We start from the raw sequence: 17,024 nt of genomic DNA, 5'->3' as shown, positions 1-17,024 counted from the left end.
GTGTCGTGCATGATCGTGATATCAACGCTGCGCTGAACATTCTCCGATGCGGACGTGCATCGCCAGGTGTGGGAATCTTCCGCCTTTAGGCGGAGGAGGACGTCAATGCGTGCGTCGCGTACACGCATCGGCGCGGCAAGGTTCGGCACCGGTTGTTCAGGCAACTATCCGACCACTCGACCTTTACCGCACCGCTGAACTGCTTTTCGTACGCGTTCTCGTCGGTGCCGACCACGCCGTTTCTCGACACCGATCATTTTCCGGAGCTCGCGGTGCTGCAGCGCGAATGGCGCACGTTTCGCCGCGAAGCGCTCGCGTTGCGCGACGCGAGCCGGATCAAGGCGTCGGGCGAGTACAACGACATCGGCTTCAATTCGTTCTTTCGCCGCGGCTGGAAGCGGTTCTACCTGAAGTGGTACGACGCGCCGCATCCGTCCGCGCAGGCGTTGTGTCCGCGCTCGGTCGAGATCCTGTCGCGGATGCCGTCGATCAAGGCGGCGATGTTCGCGCAGTTGCCGCCGGGCGGGAAGCTCGGCCTGCATCGCGATCCGTATGCGGGCTCGCTCCGCTATCACCTCGGGCTCGATACGCCGAACGACGATGCGTGCCGGATCGTCGTCGACGGCGAAGCGTACGCGTGGCGCGACGGCGACGCCGTGATGTTCGACGAGACGTACCTGCACTGGGCCGAAAACCGCACCGCGCACGATCGCGTGATCCTGTTCTGCGACGTCGCGCGCCCGATGAAATATCGCTGGGCGCAGCGCGTCAACGATGCGGTCGGGCAACTGCTGATGCGCGCGGCCGCATCGCCGAACGAAACCGGCGATCGCACGGGCGGGCTCAATCGCGCGTTCCGGTACCTGTATGCGATTCGCCGCGCCGGCAAGCGGCTGAAGGCGTGGAATCGCACCGTGTACTACATCGTCAAGTGGCTGCTGTTCGGCGGGATCGCGGTCGCGATTTTCTGGATCTGACGACGGGCGAGAGTGGGCGGTTGCTTTCCGTCTGACGATAGCGCGCGGCCTCGCACGGGCCGACGGCCTTGCGCCGCCGTCAATGCAACCAAATGTATTCGTGCGAGATCAACGTGCATTGGCCGCGTATGATGGCTTGTTCACATCGATAGGTCGGTGAGCAAGCATGACGAGTACCCGTAAAACCATGATCATCGCCGGCGGGCTCCTGGTCGCCGCGGCCGGCACCGCGTACGTGATGCTCCTGCGCGCGGACCACCGTGCGATCGAAGACGCCGGCATCGCCGATTCGGCCGCACCCGTTGCCGCGGCGTCCGCGGGCAGCGATCACGCGGTGCAGGGCGCGATCGCGCCGCCGGGGCCGGCTGCTGCGACGGTACCGAAACAGGCGGCTGTCGCGGCACCAATAGCACCAGTCGCACCAACACCCGCGCCGGCCCCGACCGCGCGCGTCGCCGCCGCGCCTGCGCCGGCCCCCGCGGTCCCGGTCGTCAGCGACAAGCCGCAACTCGTGACGAAGCCCGCTGCGCCGCCGCCGAAGGTCAATGTCGTAACGGTGGATGCGCAGGATTCGACCCCACCGGCACCGGCACCGGCCCCGGCCGCGAAATCCGCTCAGTTCATGCCACCCGCGCAGGTCACGCAACGCGCGCCGCGCAAGCGCGACGGCCTCGAACGCCACGCCACCGCCGCGCCGCCGGCCGCGACGAAATCCGAAACGCCGGAGACCGCCGCGCTCGTCAGGGAATCGGCGAAGCTCGATCCGTCGTTGCCGCCGCCGTCGATGTCGTCGATCTCTTCGATGCCGGCGAGCACCGGTTCGTACCGGCAGGGCGGTTCGTCGTCCGGCGCGAATCCGGTGGCGGCCGCGATGACCGAGCAACTGGTCAGGCAGTCGAGCAGTTTCAAGTCGACGGCGCCTGCGCCGGCGGACGGCGGCCCGAGCGCGACCAAGTAACCGCGAACGCCTTCGGCATAAAAAGCGCCCCGCACGCCGACCAAAGCATGCGGGGCCAAGAGAGACAAACTTTAATGTCGTCGGGGCTGACGTCCGTCAGGCGGCGACCGCTTCCTCGGCTTGCGGCTGAGCGGTCGTCACGGGCGCGGCCACGTCCTGCCGGATCAGGTGGTCGAACGCGCCGAGCGACGCCTTCGCGCCTTCGCCGACCGCGATCACGATCTGCTTGAACGGCACCGTCGTCACGTCGCCGGCCGCGAACACGCCCGGCACCGACGTCGCGCCGCGCGCATCGACGACGATCTCGCCGTGCTTCGACAGTTCGACCGTGCCTTTCAGCCATTCGGTGTTCGGCACGAGGCCGATCTGCACGAACACGCCTTCGAGCTCGATGCGCTGCGTGTCGCCCGAGCGCAGATCCTTGTACACGAGCCCGTTCAGCTTGCTGCCGTCGCCGGTCAGCTCGGTCGTCTGCGCCTGCGTGACGATCGTCACGTTCGGCAGGCTGCGCAGCTTGCGCTGCAGCACCTCGTCCGCGCGCAGTTGCGTGCCGAATTCGATCAGCGTGACTGCCTTCACGATGCCGGCGAGGTCGATCGCGGCCTCGACGCCCGAGTTGCCGCCGCCGACCACCGCGACGCGCTTGCCCTTGAACAGCGGGCCGTCGCAGTGCGGGCAGTACGCGACCCCGCGGTTGCGGTATTCGCGCTCGCCCGGCACGTTGATTTCGCGCCAGCGTGCGCCGGTCGCGAGGACGATCGTCTTCGCTTTCAGCACCGCGCCGTTCGCGAGGCGGATCTGGTGCACGTCGCCGGGAATCAGCGCGTCGGCGCGCTGCACGTCCATGATGTCGACGTCGTATTGCTTCACGTGCTGTTCGAGTGCGGTCGCGAACTTCGGCCCTTCGGTTTCCTGCACCGACACGAAATTCTCGATCGCCATCGTGTCCAGCACCTGGCCGCCGAAACGCTCGGCCACGACACCCGTCGCGATGCCCTTGCGTGCCGAGTAGATCGCCGCGGCCGCGCCTGCCGGGCCGCCGCCGACGATAAGCGTGTCGAACACCGGCTTGTTTTCGAGCGACTTCGCCGCGCGTTCGCTGGTGCCCGTGTCGAGCTTCGCGAGGATTTCCTTCACGCTGCTGCGGCCCTGGCCGAACGATGCACCGTTCAGGAACATCGTCGGCACGGCCATGATCTGGCGCGATTCGACTTCATCCTGGAACAGCGCGCCGTCGATCGCGACGTGGCGGATGCGCGGGTTGATCAGCGACATCACGTTCAGCGCCTGCACGACTTCGGGGCAGTTCTGGCACGACAGCGAGAAATACGTTTCGAATGCGTAGTCGCCGTCGAGCGCGCGAATCTGTTCGATCACGTCGTCGTCGAGCTTGATCGGATGACCGCCCGTCTGCAGCAGCGCGAGCACGAGCGACGTGAATTCATGGCCCATCGGAATGCCGGCGAAGCGGATGCCGGCCGGCTTGCCGGGTTCGCCGATCGAGAACGACGGCTTGCGCTCGGCGTCGTCGCGGCGTTCGGCCACGGTCACGCGATCCGTCAGCGACGCAATCTCGTTCAGCAGCGCCAGCAGTTCCTGCGATTTCGCGCTGTCGTCGAGCGAGGCGGCGAGTTCGATCGGGCGCGTGATCTTTTCGAGGTACGCTTTGAGTTGGTTCTTGAGATTGGCGTCGAGCATGGCGTTTCGGATTCCGTATTGATGATGCTGGTCGGGCACGTCGTGCCGGAAGAGGGCGCGGGCCGCGCGAGGCCGCCCGTGGTGACGCGTGTCGCGCGCCTCGTGCGAGGCGCGCTGCGACCCTTAGATCTTGCCGATCAGGTCGAGCGACGGGGTCAGCGTTTCCGCGCCCGGCGTCCACTTGGCCGGGCACACCTCACCCGGGTGAGCGGCGATGTATTGCGCGGCCTGGACCTTGCGCAGCAGTTCGCCTGCGTCGCGGCCGATGCCGTTGTCGTGGATTTCGCACAGCTTGATCTCGCCTTCCGGGTTGATCACGAACGTGCCGCGCAGCGCCATCCCTTCTTCCTCGATCAGCACGTCGAAGTTGCGCGACAGCGTGAGCGTCGGGTCGCCGATCATCGGGTACTTGATCTTGCCGATCGTGTCCGACGTGTCGTGCCAGGCCTTGTGCGTGAAGTGCGTGTCGGTCGACACGCCGTAGATTTCGACACCCAGCTTCTGGAATTCCGCATAACGGTCGGCGAGGTCGCCCAGTTCGGTCGGGCAGACGAACGTGAAGTCGGCCGGGTAGAACACGACGACGGACCACTTGCCCTTGAAGTTCTCTTCCGAGACGGGCACGAATTCGCCGTTGTGGTAAGCGGTTGCCTTGAACGGCTTGATTTGGGTGTTGATGATCGGCATCTGGACAATTCCTTTTCGTCAGGGGTGAGTGGAGTGTTGCCAGTATCCGGGTTCACCCTGAACTTGTGAAATTGCTTGTTTCAATCCGGGGCATCGGGATTTTCTATCTGCTTCCGGCCCTTGATTGGCGGGGGCGGGCGGGGGACATCGGATGAGTAGTTGCGACGCTGGGGCCGCGATGGGCCGGACGGCGGGCTTCTGGTGACGATCGCCTCCCGGCGAATCGGTTCCGGACGGCGCCTGAGGACCTGCGCTCGGAATGGTGAGTGCGCGGGAGCGGTTCCCGGCCGCTGCGATGAGGCTCAACGCGGCATGCTGGTCATCCGACAGATCGATCGGGATCGTGCGCATTGCAATCTCCATGACTTGATGCATCCATCATCGATATGCGGTTGCGCAAATGCAAGGTCGCCGCCGATCCGAAGCGAATACCGCTTCGCGGTTCGGTCGGCGGGACACGCGCCGCTCAAATCCCCGCCATCTTCCGCAACCACGCCGCCAGCCGCCGCGCCCCGTCCGGCATGTCCGCGTCCTCGCGCGTGCACAGGTAGTAGTCGCGCCCGTCGTCGAGCGCGTGATCGAACAGCTGCACGAGCTCGCCGTTCGCCAGTTCGCGCTGGACCAGCGGCGCGCGCAGCAACGCCGCGCCGAGATCCGCGCGGGCGGCGCTCAGCGTGAGCTGCCCATCCTCGAACATCGGCCCCACCGCGTGCGACACGTGCCGCACGCCGGCGCCCTGCAGCCAGTTGACCCACGTGCTGCGATCCTCGTCGTGCACGAGCGGCGCGCGCGCGAGATCGGCCGGCGTGCGGAACGGCCCGTGACGCTTCAGGAACGACGGGCTGCACATCGGCACCATCGCGCCCGGCAGCAGCCGCTCGCAGCGATAGCCGGGCCAGTCGCCGGTGCCGAAACGGATCGACAGGTCCGACGCATCGCTTCGGTAATTGCGGTGATGCGCGTACAGCACCGTGACGTCGACATCGGTGTTGTCGGCCAGGAACGCGTGCAGCCGCGGGATGAACCAGCCGATGCCGAGCAGCGGAATCAGGCTGACGGTGATCTGGCGCAGCGACGAACGGTCGCGCACGAAGCGCGTCGCGCTGCGCAGCACCGAGAACGCCGCGCTGATCGACCGGTAGTAGTCGCGTCCCTCGTCGGTGAGCGCGAGCAGCCGGCCTTCGCGTACCGTCAGCGGCGTCTGGATGAACGCGTCGAGCAGTTGCAGCTGATGGCTGACCGCCGACGGCGTGATGTCGAGCTCGCTGGCCGCCGCGGTGACCGACCCGAGACGCGCAAACGCTTCGAACGCACGCACCGCACGCAGCGGTGGATCGTGCGGCAATTGTTCGATATTTTTCATGTATCGAATTTTATCGAAAAATCAGGGTAAGCGACAACACAAAAATATCCCGTATTTACAGGGTGATACGTTAATGTGTCGGGAACGGCATAAGCATCCAACAATTGGGTATTTGGGGTTTGGATGTCGAATATTTAATATTTTTCATGTTTCAGATCCAACCGACCGATCCCCGCACATGAAAATCGCTTTCCTCTCCGTCAGCCTCGCCTTCTCGGCGGCCGCCCTGGTCGCTACCGTTCCCGCGTCCGCGCAGTCCGCGCCGCAGACGGTCCTGATCGGTCTCGCCGCGCCGCTCACCGGCCCGTCCGCGCGGATCGGCAAGGATCTGCAGAACGGCGCGCAACTCGCGATCGACGACGCGAACGCGAAGCATCCGACCATCGGCGGCAAGCCGGTCGTCTACAAGCTCGTCGCGGCCGACGACCAGTCCGACCCGCGCACGGCCGTCGCGGTCGCGCAGCAACTCGTCGACCAGCACGTGATCGGCGTCGTCGGTCACTGGAACACGGGCTGCAGCGTGCCGGCGTCGCGCGTGTACCGCGATGCGGGCATCCCGCAGATCGCGCCGGCGTCCACCGGCCATCAATACACGCAGCAGGGCTACGCGACGGCGTTCCGCATCATGGGTCACGACGATGCCGGCGGCCATTTCACCGGTGCGTACGCGGTGAAGACGCTGAAGGCGAAGCGCATCGCGGTGATCGACGATCGCACGTCGTTCGGCGCGGGGCTGGCCGATCAGTTCATCAAGGGCGTGCAGGCGAACGGCGGCACGATCGTCGATCGCCAGTACGTGAACGACAAGACGACCGACTTCAGCGGCGTGCTGACCGCGATCAAGGGCAAGCGCGCGGATCTCGTGTTCTTCGGCGGCCTCGACGCGCAGGCCGCGCCGATCGCGCGCCGGATGCGCCAGCTCGGCGTGAACGCGCCGCTGCTCGGCGCGGGTGGTTTCGTGAGTCAGACCTTCCTGTCGCTCGCGGGCAAGGACGGCGACGGCGTGACGGCGCTCGAACCGGGCCTGCCACTCGACCGGATGCCGGGCGGCAAGGCGTTCGACACGCAATACCAGGCACGCTTTCATGCGCCGATCGAATTGCATGCGCCGTTCGCGTACGACGCGGCCGCCACGCTGATCGCGGCCGCGCAGAAGGCCGGTACGACGCAGCCGGCGAAGCTGGTCGCGGCCGTTCGTGCGGCAGATCGACCGGGCGTGACCGGGCGCATCGCGTTCGACGCCGAAGGCAACCTGAAGGACCCGGCTTTCACGATCTATCAGGTGCGAGGCGGCAAGTGGGCCGTCGTCGACGTGCTCGGCGGCTCGCGCACCGCGGCCAGGTAACGACAAAACGACAATAACCAGGACGATTCCCATGACAGAAGCGAACCCGACATCCGCCGCCGCTCCCGAGGACACGCGCCTCGGGATCCTCGCGCGGCGCCGCATCGAAGCGGAAATCATCAAGCCGATCTACGAGATCATGAAGCGCGAATTCGGCACCGAGCGCGCGCAGGCCGTAATCGCGGAAGCCGTGCGCGGCGCGGCCATCGACGCGGGCCGTACGTTCGCCGCGCAGGAGCCGGACGGCACGAGCGTGAAGTCGTTCATCGCGCTGCAGGTGCTGTGGGAGAAGGACGATGCGCTCGACGTCGAGGTGCGGCGCGCGGACGACGCGCACTACGACTACGACGTGCATCGCTGCAGTTACGCTCAGATGTATCACGCGATGGGGCTCGGCGAGATCGGCCACCTGCTGAGCTGCGCGCGCGACAGCCATTTCATCCAGGGCTATGCGCCGGACATCGCGCTCACGCGTACGAGCACGATCATGCAGGGCGGCAAGCGCTGCGATTTCCGCTATGCGCTGCAACGCGCGCCGGAGAACGGCGATGCGTGACGATACCGATATGGCGAGCGTGCCGCGCGTCGACGGCGAACGCCTGTGGGCGTCGCTCGAACGGATGGCGCAGATCGGCGCGACGCCGAAGGGCGGCGTCTGCCGTCTCGCGCTGACCGATCTCGATCGCGAGTCGCGCGACCTGTTCGTGCAGTGGGCGCGCGATGCCGGTTGCGCGGTGCGCGTCGATCGGATGGGCAACGTGTTCGCGCGCCGTGCGGGCCGCAATCCGGACGCCGCACCGGTGATGACGGGTTCGCACGCCGATTCGCAGCCGACCGGCGGCCGCTACGACGGCATCTACGGCGTGCTCGGCGGGCTCGAAGTCGTGCGCGCGCTGAACGATGCGGGGATCGAGACCGAACGCCCGATCGACGTCGTGATCTGGACCAACGAGGAAGGCTCGCGCTTCGCGCCGGCGATGGTGTCGGCCGGCGTGTTCTCGGGCGTCTATACGCTCGACTACGGGCTGTCGCGCACCGACGGCGCGGGCCGGACGATCGGCGAGGAGCTCGAACGGATCGGCTACGCGGGCGCGGAGCCGGTCGGCGGCTATCCGGTGCACGCGGCGTACGAACTGCACATCGAGCAGGGCGCGATTCTCGAGCGGGCCGGCAAGACGATCGGCGTCGTGACGGCCGGGCAGGGACAGCGCTGGTACGAGGTGACGCTCACCGGGGTCGACGCGCACGCCGGTACGACGCCGATGGCGTTCCGTCGCGACGCGCTGGTCGGCGCGGCGCGGATGATCTCGTTCATCGACGTGCTCGGCCGCCGTTACGCACCGGATGCGCGCGCAACGGTCGGGATGATCGAGGCCCGGCCGAATTCGCGCAACACGGTGCCGGGCGGCTGCTTCTTCACGGTGGAATTCCGTCACCCCGACGATGCGGTACTCGACGAACTGGACGCGGCGCTGCGCGCGGAACTCGCGCGCGTGGCCGACGAAACCGGTCTCGGCGCGCAGGTCGAGCAGATCTTCACGTATGCGCCGGTGCCGTTCGCGCCGCGCTGCATCGATGCGGTGCGTGACGCGGCGCGCTCGCTCGGGCTGTCGCACATGGACATCGTGTCCGGTGCCGGCCATGACGCATGCTATGTCGCGCGTGTCGCGCCGACCGGGATGATCTTCGTGCCGTGCGTCGACGGGCTGAGCCACAACGAGGCCGAAGCGATTACGCCGGAATGGGCGACGGCCGGCGCCGACGTGCTGTTGCGCGCGGTGTTGCAGAGCGCGCAGGAAGCATAAGCGCGACGCGCGCGGCCGAGCAGCGGCGCGCCCGCGTTACTTCGCTGCCTTGCGCCGCGCCCTATACGCGAGATACGCGACGATCTGGTCGAGTTCGCGGTCGCTCAACTGATCGGGCGGAAACGCCGGCATGCTGCGGCCCGGCCAGTCGCGCACCGACGCCGGATTGCGGATGTAGCGGCGCAGCGCGGCGGGCTGGAAGTAGTCGACCGGGTTCATCGGCGTGTTCAGATCGGGGCCGGCGTGGCTGCTGCCCGCGCCGTCGATGCGGTGGCACGCGAGACATTGCGTGACGAACAGCCGCTGGCCCGCACGGGCCGGATCCTTCGCGGGCAATGCGGTGTCGACCGCGAGCGACGGCCAGCGCGCGAGCGGCGACGATTCGATCGTGATGCGCACGATCTGGTACGGCCACTGCTCGCCGCGCACCGACGACGCGTCCGGGCCGAGCCAGACGAGATAGAACGGCCCCGCGCTGACCTGCTTGCCGGGTAGTTTCGGCCACGGACGGGCCGGATCCTCGATCGCGAGCCACGGGGTCGCGCCGGCCGGCGCGCGGCGGTGCACGAGATCGAGCGGCAGTTGCGCGGCGAAGCCGTCGGCCGCGCGCGTTTCGAGCACACCGTCGTCCGGCAGCGGCGTGTCGCCGAGCAGCGCGGCGAACGGCACCGCGCGGAACGTCATCGGGCGGCCGTATGCGATGTCGCGCGGCACGTGGATGTCGGCCGCGTCGGCGCGTGCGAGCAGCGTCTGGCGGGAGACGGCGCGGGCCGTGCCGTCGGTGTCGAGTTCGAGCGTGGACTGGGCCGACGCATGTTGCCCGAGCAGGCAAACCGTCAGCAGCACAAGCGAAAACCACTGGCGCTTCAGCATTCGTTCTCCGGGAAGGGGCGTTCCGGCGGCGGCAGGAGGCGGGGCGCCGCGGCCGATGGAAGGAATCGGGCGACAGTCTATCCGGTACGGGCGGCGCTGGCGAATTCGGCAGAGGAAAGGCGCGGCGGTCGCGGTCGGACAGGCCCGCGACAGCGCGCCCGACTACCGGGTTGGCGGGGTGGTGTCATAGCGCGGTCCGGACGGAGGGAAGACGAAGGGCTCGCTGGCGACACGCGGCCTGCCCGCGTTCACGACGACATTGCGTTACCGGACCGCCATCAATGATTCGAACACGTCGCTTCGTTTCTCGGCATCGGCGTGTCTTGCTTCGGTTCGAAATCGGCTTCGCGCATTCCCGACGGCGTCAGCGACACGAAATGCATCACCGTGCCGCGCGCCGGGAAGCCGGCGACGCCGGTCGAGCCCCACGGAATCGGTGAGCGCTGCACGCCGCTCACCGCGATGTCCGCCGGCGCGAGCGCGAGCGTCAGCAGCCGGCCGTCGCGGGTTGGCACGTACGCGTGCGTGCCGGAAACGCCGATGTCCGATTCGCGCACCGACGCGGGCAGGCAGTCGAGCGTCGCCGTGCGGCGGCCGTCCGGTGCGATCAGCATCGCGACGCCGCGATCGTCCGCCGCCGTCGTGACGACGATGAAACGGTCGATGTCCGGCACATAGGCGGCCGAATACACGTAGTACTGGATCGCGCCGTTCAGCGATCCGAACGTTTCCAGCTTCGCGGCGACCGGGTCGAACATCGCGTATTCGAGCGTCGCGTCCGTGCTGCCTTCGATGAACTTCTGCCACACCAGCAGCGCGTTGCGCGGCGAGCCCGCGATCACGGGCCACCACTCGCGGCGGTGCGGCGCGACCGCGACATGGTTCAGCACGCGCCCGGCCGCGTCGTAGGTTTTCAGGTAGACGCCGTTGCCGCTGCCGAGGTTGTCGACCCCGCCGCCGTTGACCCAGTCGGCCGAATAGAACACGACGAAGCGGTCGCCGACCGTCGCGACGTGCCCCGAATGGCCGCCCGATTCGACGTCGTTCGGATAGGGCTTGATCGGCTTCAGGTCGCGGCGGTAGACGCCGTAGCGCTGGCTGACTTCCTGCGACGTGTTCCAGCCGTCCTCGAACGTGACGAAGATGTCGCCGCGCGCGTTCTGCGCGATCGACACGGGTTCCTGCGCCTCGGGGCGGCTGATGAACGTGCGGACGCGCAGCGCGCGCCGCTTGTCGGGCAGCCATTCGCCGACGTACACGTCATGCGGCCAGTTGCCGCTGCGCAGCGCACCGCGCGGCACGATGCCCGAGCTGCTGAAGAATACCCAGCGTTTGCCGTCGCCCGCATCCGCCACGCCGATGCCGTGCATGAAGCGCCGCGGGTCGCCGGTGTCCTGCGGCGACGGGGCGCTCGACACGGTGACCGTATGCACGGCCGGCGCGCCGGCGAGGGCCGGCAAGCCTGCGCCGACGCCGCCCGCGCCGCAGAGCACGGTCGCGGCCAGCCGCATGACCGCCTGTCCCGCGCGCGTTCGCCGCGTCATTCGACGGTCACCGATTTCGCGAGGTTGCGCGGCTTGTCGACGTCGGCGCCGCGCGCGCAGCCGACGTGATACGCGAGCAGTTGCAGCGGGATCACGTTGACGATCGGCGACAGCAGGTCGCCCGATTCGCGCACGCGGATCAGGTGCGTGTCGCGGTCGGCGTCGATCTCGAGCTGATTGCCGGCCAGCACGTAGAGCCGGCCGCCGCGCGCGCGCACCTCGGCCATGTTGGACTTCAGCTTCTGGAACAGGCGGTCGTCCGGCGCGATCGTGACGACCGGCATCGCGCTCGTGACGAGCGCGAGCGGCCCGTGCTTCAGCTCGCCGGCCGCATAGCCTTCCGCGTGGATGTACGACACTTCCTTGAGCTTCAGCGCGCCTTCCAGCGCGATCGGGAAATGGACGCCGCGGCCGAGGAACAGCGCATTCTCGGTGCGCGCGAATTTCGCGGCCCAGCCCATGATCTGCGTTTCCAGCGCGAGCGCGTGGCCGATGCGGTCCGGTAGCGCGCGCAACTGCTTCAGATGCGCCGCGACTTGCGCGGCATCGAGCCGGCCGCGCAGTTGCGCGAGCGTCAGCGTCAGCACGAACAGCGCGACGAGCTGCGTGGTGAACGCCTTGGTCGACGCGACGCCGAGTTCGATGCCGGCCCGCGTCAGGAACCGCAGCGGCGCGTTGCGCGCGATCGTGCTGGTCGCGACGTTGCAGATCGCCAACGACAGTGCCTGGCCCATCGCGCGCGCCTGCTCGATCGCGCCGATGGTGTCGGCCGTTTCGCCCGACTGCGAGATGCCGACGACGAGCGTGCGCGGATCGGCCACCGTATCGCGGTAGCGGAATTCGCTGGCGATCTCGACCTGGGCGGGCACGCCCGCGATGCTTTCGAGCCAGTATTTCGCGGTCAGGCCCGCGTAGTAGCTGGTGCCGCAGCCGAGCAGCAACACGCTTCTGACCCGCGACAGCAGCGCGCGCGTGCCTTCCGTCGCGTCGAACAGCGCCGGCGAGATCGTGTCGATGCCGTCGAGCGTGCTGTCGATCGCCTTCGGCTGCTCGAAGATTTCCTTCTGCATGAAATGCTGGTACGGGCCGAGCGCGGCGTCGTCCGCGCGCGCCTTCACTTCGCACAGCGGGCGCCGCGCGTCCTGCCCGCCCGCGTCGACCACGGCGATGCGATCCGGCGTGATCAGCGCGACGTCGCCGTCCTCCAGGTACACGAAGCGGTCGGTCAGGTCGCCGAGCGCCGCGCAGTCGGACGCGAGGTAGTTCTGCTCGGCGCCGATGCCGATCACGAGCGGCGAGCCGGCGCGCGCGGCGACGAGGCGCTGCGGCTCGCGCGCGCCGAGCACTGCGATCGCGTACGCGCCGTGCAGCCGTTTGACGGCGCGCACCACCGCGTCGAACAGGTCGTCGCGATAGAAACTGTGGATCAGGTGCGCGATGACCTCGGTGTCGGTCTGTCCGCGAAACGTGTAGCCGCGTTGCTTCAGTTCGGCGCGTAGCGTGTCGTGGTTCTCGATGATTCCGTTGTGCACGACGGCGATCGTGTCGCCCGACATGATCGGGTGTGCGTTCATTTCAGACGGCGCGCCGTGCGTCGCCCAGCGCGTATGCGCGATGCAGGTCTGTGCTTCGAGACCGAGCGTCAGCACGCGATCCTGCAGATCCGTCACGCGTCGCAGCGTGCGTTCGCTGCGCAGGCGGCCGTCGCCCTGCACGGCGATGCCGCACGAATCGTAGCCGCGATATTCGAGCCGGCTCAGCGCATTGACCAGTTGCGGCACCTGATTGTTCAGGCCGCTTGCTCCGACGATTCCGCACATGATTCACCTCGTCTCCATGAAGTTTTCCGGCTGGCGCGCGACGCGCGCCGGCGCGATGTCAGAAGCGGCGCCGCGTCGCGCGGCAGGCGTCGCGCCCGGCGCGGCACGTCTCCGGCGGGCTATTCGCGGGGCTGCGGCCCGGCATGGGCGACCCATTCGATGCCCGAAATCGACCCGTTCGCATCGTGCGACGCGACGAGAATGCGCGTCGTGCGCCGCGCGCCGCGCCGGCGCTCGCTCGCGAACGCGGTCGGCGGCACGGAGCGCACCTTCACGCTGGCCGAGCGCCGCATCATCTTCGATACGCGTAACCGATAGGCGAATGGATGCACGACGCGTCCCGCGATCAGCCACATGACGATCGTGCCGGCGATCAGCGCGATGCTCGTCACGTAGAACACGATCTGTTCGATCGGCATCTCGGCCTCGTTGAACGGCAACAGGTAGCGATACGTGTAGATGCAGATCGATGCCCATACGCCCCCGACCAGCGCGGGCCGCACGAGGCGGAACCACGCGACGAGCACGGGCCCGACGATGCTGCCGCGTTCGGCGATCATGTCGCGCGGTGCGCGCAGGGAAAGGTCAATAATCGGCGCGTTCTTCATGTTGAATGCCTCGGTCGGGACTGACCCAAACGGCGCGCTTGCCGCGGCCCCGCAGTACGACGGCGGGCAGGGCGACGACGGTGGTGATCATGCTGATCAGCCAGAACGCGACGGGGTACCAGATGGTGTCAAGGAAGTACATCAGGAGTTTTTCGTCGTAACGACGATCGATCATGCTGCCGATGATCAGCTGCAGGATGCAGGTCGCGACCAGCAGCATCCCGTGCCAGTGCGGCACCACGGACACATGCCAGTTCGGCGGAAGCGGGTAGACGACGTCGATCAGCGCGAGCAGCAGGATGAACGACATCGAGTACGCCCATGCGATGCCGATCAGGTACTCGACGAACAGCGGCCACATCATCATTTGCGTCGGCCGCATCAGCGTGCCCGCGTACTTGAGCAGCACCTGGATGCCGCCCTTCGACCAGCGCAGCCGCTGCCGGTAGAGCCCCTTGATCGTCTCGGGCATCAGGATCCAGCTGAGCGCGTGCGGCTCGTACACGACGCGCCAGTCGCGGCACTGCAGCTTCCAGCTGATGTCGATGTCCTCGGTCAGCATGTCCGAGCTCCAGTAGCCGACGTCGGCGAGCGCGGTCTTGCGGAACATCGTGATCACGCCCGACACCGTGAAGATGCGGCCGTACACCTGCTGCGTGCGCTTGATCAGCCCGACGATCGACGAGAACTCGCCGACCTGCATGCGGCCGAGCAGCGACGTGCGCGTGCGGATGCGCGGGTTGCCGGTCACCGCGCCGACGCCCGGGTCGGTCAGGAAGTGCTCGAGCATCCAGCCGATCGCGTCGTGCGCGAGCAGCGCGTCGCCGTCGATGCACAGCAGGTACTCCGCGTTCGACACGGCCGCCGCGGTCGTGAGCCCGACCGCCTTGCCTTCGTTGCGCGCGTGATGGATCACGAGCAGCCGCGGAATCTCGACGGCCAGCTCGTTGAGGATCTCGCCGGTGCGATCCTTGCTGCCGTCGTTGACCGCGATGATGTCGTAGTTCGGATACTGCATCCCGTTCAGATGCGCGATCACGCTGCGCGCGTTCGCGGCTTCGTTGAAGCAGGGCACGACGATCGAGACCTTCGGGATGCCGCTCGACGCGATCGTGCGCGTCGACAGCTCGCGGCCCTCCTCGAGCAGGAAGTAGTGCACGACGCCGCCGATCATCCACAGATACGACATGAAGAACGGATAGTAGAAGACGAAATCCTGCAGGCGCTGGATGAGGCTATGGGAGGTCATGGCGTCTTGGTTCCCTGCGCGTGCTGCATCTGCATCAGCGCGTTGATCGAGGTCGGGTCGAGGCGCGACTTCAGCGACATCACGTCGCGCATCGCGTCGAGCTCCGGCTGGCCGTTCAGGAAGTTGTCGGGGTAGTAGCCGAAATTCACGGCGCCCTCGCTGCGCAGCCGCCGCATCTGCGCGAGCAGCGTGCTGGCGGGCACGGCCTTCTGCGCGTGCCAGTCGTACGACTGCAGTTCGAACACGGTGCGCTGCAGCCCGCGCTGCTTCGTGCGCACCGCCTTCACGAGTTCGTCCAGCCAGCCTTCCGGGTCCTTCGCCTGCTCCATGTACGGCATCGCCATCAGCGCGACGTAGTCGTAGGCGGCGAGGAAATCGTCGTAGTTCTGCGCATACCATGCTTCCGATTCGGGCTTGAGCACCGGCATCGCGAAGATGTTGCGCGCGGTCAGCACGTCGCCGACGTTCTGGTGAGCCAGCACGATCTGCTCGAGCTGCCGGGTCATGTCGATCAGGTGGCGCGTCTTCTGGCGCGTCCAGCGCTTCATCAGGTCGGGGTTCTCGCGGATCTTGCCGACGTCGGCCGGCAGCCCCCATTGGGAATAGATGCGCAGCGCATGCCGGCCCGCGTCCTCGTAATCGTCGAGCGCCGCGTCGTCGCCGAACAGGATGCCGCTGAACGACGCATGCTTGCTGAGATCCTCGTAGATCTGCTGGATCATCAGCCGCGCATCAGGATCGAACGGGCTCAGCCGGAACACGCGCGTGCCGTTCTCGCGGGCCGGCGCGCCGCCGAATGCCGTGACGGCCTCGAGGCTGCGCTGCTTGTCGGCAGGCGGCCGGAACGCGAGCACCGGCATCCATGCATACACCTGCACGTTGGCGCGCGTATTGAGTTGCCACGCGGCACGCGAGAACAGGTCGGAACGCATCGGCAGGTGCCGGTTCGGGAAATACACTGCTTCGGCCACGCCGGTGCCCTTCGGGTCCGCATACGCCTGCAGGTACACCGATTTCGGCTGCATCCGGTAGATGCGCTCGATCAGCTTGCCGAGATTCGCTTCCTGTCGCGCGGGATCGGGATCGTAGACCTGGTCGAGGTCGACCTGCACGGTGCGCTCGGGCACGTCGACGTCGCCGCGGTTCGACGCCGGTTCGCGCATCGAGCGCTCGAACCCGCCGATGTCGACGTCGTACATCATCAGGATCCGTCTCAGCCGATCGAGCGGCACGTCCGGCGTATTCGGGCCGGCGTCGAGGCTGAACTGGATGTCCATGCCGAGCGACGTCGAGATCTGGCGCACGGGCTGGTTTTCCGCGCCGTACGGCCACACCATCGAGCGTGCGACGATGCCGGTGCGTTCGCGGATCTGCCGCACGCACGTCTGCAGGTCGTCGTGCACGCGTGCGTGGAACTCGGCGTCGGTCTCATAGCGCTTCTGGTCTTGCAGATAGAGGTGCGACGTGGTCGCCGGCAACTCGTTGCCTTGCGGATTGGCGATCGCGCCGTGATGGAGATTGTGCGTGTGGCAGCCGAGCTCGACGAATTCCGACTGCCCGAGCTTCTTCACCTCGTCCCACGACAGGAAGTAGTCGCGCGGCACCTGAACCTTGTCGCTGATGCGGATCGGCGTATCCGGCGGCGTGTCGATCCATGCGGTGACGAGCCCCATCACGGCCGGATACTTGAAGCGCTCGAGCAGCGGCAGCACTTTCGTATAGTGGCTGCGGAAGCCGTCGTCGAACGTGAGCAACACCGAGCGCGGCGGCAGCGGCTTGCCGCCGTGCCGCGACGCCTCGATCTGCTTGACCGTGATCGTGTGGTAGTTGTTGGTCTGCAGCCACGAGAAGATCGCGGTCAGCGTGCCGGTGTCGACCGCGAACGGATCGATGATGGCCGTCTGCGACGAAAACGACGCCATCAGGTTGTCGCGCACGTCGTGCATGCAGATCACGCGGAACGTCTTGCCGTCGGCCGGATCGGACGGCGGCAGCAGGTCGATCATCTTGGCGCCGGTCACGCCCGGAAACAGCGAACAGGCGGCAAACGTGCCGAGGCATCCGCACATGAAGGTCCGTCTGGATTGCAGCATTGCC

At 67.2% G+C, this 17,024-nt stretch carries 13 protein-coding genes and 1 pseudogene; 5 read left to right on the top strand and 9 right to left on the bottom strand.

What is annotated here, in order from left to right; translation table 11 throughout:
• Positions 1 to 107: 107 nt before the first annotated feature.
• Together lpxO and J8I35_RS11430 are read left to right on the top strand one after the other, a co-directional pair.
• Positions 108 to 977: pseudogene (gene lpxO / locus J8I35_RS11435) on the top strand (lipid A hydroxylase LpxO); the annotation flags it as partial.
• Positions 978 to 1,143: 166 nt separating this feature from the next.
• A complete protein-coding gene (locus tag J8I35_RS11430) occupies positions 1,144 to 1,935 on the top strand; it encodes an extensin (RefSeq protein ID WP_209925449.1) in 792 nt (263 codons plus the stop codon).
• A gap of 96 nt (positions 1,936 to 2,031) precedes the next feature.
• Here the strand turns inward: J8I35_RS11430 and ahpF are convergent, their stop codons facing one another.
• The 3 genes from ahpF to J8I35_RS11415 all read right to left on the bottom strand — a co-directional run bounded on the left by ahpF (position 2,032) and on the right by J8I35_RS11415 (position 5,683).
• A complete protein-coding gene (gene ahpF / locus J8I35_RS11425) occupies positions 2,032 to 3,633 on the bottom strand; it encodes an alkyl hydroperoxide reductase subunit F (protein ID WP_209925448.1) in 1,602 nt (533 codons plus the stop codon).
• A gap of 123 nt (positions 3,634 to 3,756) precedes the next feature.
• The gene (gene ahpC / locus J8I35_RS11420) at positions 3,757 to 4,320 is read right to left on the bottom strand and encodes an alkyl hydroperoxide reductase subunit C (protein WP_034179823.1); all 564 of its coding nucleotides are present in this window, start codon (positions 4,318 to 4,320) and stop codon (positions 3,757 to 3,759) included.
• 466 nt (positions 4,321 to 4,786) lie between these two features.
• Positions 4,787 to 5,683 carry a LysR substrate-binding domain-containing protein gene (locus tag J8I35_RS11415; RefSeq protein ID WP_050018014.1) on the bottom strand — a complete coding sequence of 299 codons (897 nt, stop codon included), beginning with the start codon at positions 5,681 to 5,683 and terminating at the stop codon, positions 4,787 to 4,789.
• A gap of 178 nt (positions 5,684 to 5,861) precedes the next feature.
• Between J8I35_RS11415 and J8I35_RS11410 the strand changes: the two genes are divergently transcribed.
• The 3 genes from J8I35_RS11410 to J8I35_RS11400 are packed head-to-tail and all read left to right on the top strand — an operon-like array spanning position 5,862 to position 8,833.
• Complete coding sequence (locus J8I35_RS11410) at positions 5,862 to 7,028, top strand: branched-chain amino acid ABC transporter substrate-binding protein (protein WP_176015364.1); 1,167 nt, start codon at positions 5,862 to 5,864, stop codon at positions 7,026 to 7,028.
• A 31-nt stretch (positions 7,029 to 7,059) separates the two neighbouring features.
• Positions 7,060 to 7,584: an L-2-amino-thiazoline-4-carboxylic acid hydrolase gene (locus J8I35_RS11405; RefSeq protein WP_209925447.1), complete on the top strand. Its 525-nt coding sequence runs from the start codon at positions 7,060 to 7,062 to the stop codon at positions 7,582 to 7,584.
• Positions 7,577 to 8,833 (top strand): Zn-dependent hydrolase, encoded by a 1,257-nt coding sequence (locus J8I35_RS11400; RefSeq protein WP_209925446.1) that lies wholly within the window; start codon positions 7,577 to 7,579, stop codon positions 8,831 to 8,833. Before J8I35_RS11405 ends, J8I35_RS11400 begins: the two co-directional genes overlap by 8 nt.
• A gap of 36 nt (positions 8,834 to 8,869) precedes the next feature.
• Here J8I35_RS11400 and J8I35_RS11395 read toward each other — a convergent pair whose 3' ends face one another.
• From J8I35_RS11395 to pgaB, 6 genes are all read right to left on the bottom strand, one after another.
• Positions 8,870 to 9,706 carry a cytochrome c gene (locus J8I35_RS11395; RefSeq protein WP_209925444.1) on the bottom strand — a complete coding sequence of 279 codons (837 nt, stop codon included), beginning with the start codon at positions 9,704 to 9,706 and terminating at the stop codon, positions 8,870 to 8,872.
• Positions 9,707 to 9,984: 278 nt separating this feature from the next.
• The gene (locus tag J8I35_RS11390) at positions 9,985 to 11,250 is read right to left on the bottom strand and encodes a hypothetical protein (RefSeq protein ID WP_209925442.1); all 1,266 of its coding nucleotides are present in this window, start codon (positions 11,248 to 11,250) and stop codon (positions 9,985 to 9,987) included.
• A complete protein-coding gene (gene glmS / locus J8I35_RS11385; protein ID WP_209925441.1) occupies positions 11,247 to 13,070 on the bottom strand; it encodes a glutamine--fructose-6-phosphate transaminase (isomerizing) in 1,824 nt (607 codons plus the stop codon). The genes J8I35_RS11390 and glmS overlap by 4 nt, the downstream gene beginning before the upstream one ends.
• A gap of 119 nt (positions 13,071 to 13,189) precedes the next feature.
• Positions 13,190 to 13,678, bottom strand: coding sequence for a hypothetical protein (locus tag J8I35_RS11380; protein ID WP_050018021.1), 489 nt, complete (start codon positions 13,676 to 13,678; stop codon positions 13,190 to 13,192).
• Complete coding sequence (pgaC, locus tag J8I35_RS11375) at positions 13,656 to 14,927, bottom strand: poly-beta-1,6-N-acetyl-D-glucosamine synthase (RefSeq protein ID WP_050018022.1); 1,272 nt, start codon at positions 14,925 to 14,927, stop codon at positions 13,656 to 13,658. Before pgaC ends, J8I35_RS11380 begins: the two co-directional genes overlap by 23 nt.
• Complete coding sequence (gene pgaB / locus J8I35_RS11370; protein ID WP_209925467.1) at positions 14,924 to 17,017, bottom strand: poly-beta-1,6-N-acetyl-D-glucosamine N-deacetylase PgaB; 2,094 nt, start codon at positions 17,015 to 17,017, stop codon at positions 14,924 to 14,926. The genes pgaC and pgaB overlap by 4 nt, the downstream gene beginning before the upstream one ends.
• Positions 17,018 to 17,024 lie beyond the last annotated feature (7 nt).

Source organism: Burkholderia sp. CpTa8-5 (genome assembly GCF_017815045.1).
GTDB lineage: Bacteria > Pseudomonadota > Gammaproteobacteria > Burkholderiales > Burkholderiaceae > Burkholderia > Burkholderia sola.
This window is presented reverse-complemented; position numbering and strand designations above follow the sequence as displayed.

Excerpts from the sequence above, each read along its gene's own strand:
- glmS (WP_209925441.1), bottom strand. The coding sequence starts at position 13,070 with ATGTGCGGAATCGTCGGAGCAAGCGGCCTGAACAATCAGGTGCCGCAA.
- J8I35_RS11380 (WP_050018021.1), bottom strand. The coding sequence starts at position 13,678 with ATGAAGAACGCGCCGATTATTGACCTTTCCCTGCGCGCACCGCGCGAC.
- J8I35_RS11395 (WP_209925444.1), bottom strand. The coding sequence starts at position 9,706 with ATGCTGAAGCGCCAGTGGTTTTCGCTTGTGCTGCTGACGGTTTGCCTG.
- pgaC (WP_050018022.1), bottom strand. The coding sequence starts at position 14,927 with ATGACCTCCCATAGCCTCATCCAGCGCCTGCAGGATTTCGTCTTCTAC.
- ahpF (WP_209925448.1), bottom strand. The coding sequence starts at position 3,633 with ATGCTCGACGCCAATCTCAAGAACCAACTCAAAGCGTACCTCGAAAAG.
- ahpC (WP_034179823.1), bottom strand. The coding sequence starts at position 4,320 with ATGCCGATCATCAACACCCAAATCAAGCCGTTCAAGGCAACCGCTTAC.
- J8I35_RS11415 (WP_050018014.1), bottom strand. The coding sequence starts at position 5,683 with ATGAAAAATATCGAACAATTGCCGCACGATCCACCGCTGCGTGCGGTG.
- J8I35_RS11390 (WP_209925442.1), bottom strand. The coding sequence starts at position 11,250 with ATGACGCGGCGAACGCGCGCGGGACAGGCGGTCATGCGGCTGGCCGCG.
- J8I35_RS11405 (WP_209925447.1), top strand. The coding sequence starts at position 7,060 with ATGACAGAAGCGAACCCGACATCCGCCGCCGCTCCCGAGGACACGCGC.
- J8I35_RS11410 (WP_176015364.1), top strand. The coding sequence starts at position 5,862 with ATGAAAATCGCTTTCCTCTCCGTCAGCCTCGCCTTCTCGGCGGCCGCC.
- J8I35_RS11430 (WP_209925449.1), top strand. The coding sequence starts at position 1,144 with ATGACGAGTACCCGTAAAACCATGATCATCGCCGGCGGGCTCCTGGTC.
- J8I35_RS11400 (WP_209925446.1), top strand. The coding sequence starts at position 7,577 with ATGCGTGACGATACCGATATGGCGAGCGTGCCGCGCGTCGACGGCGAA.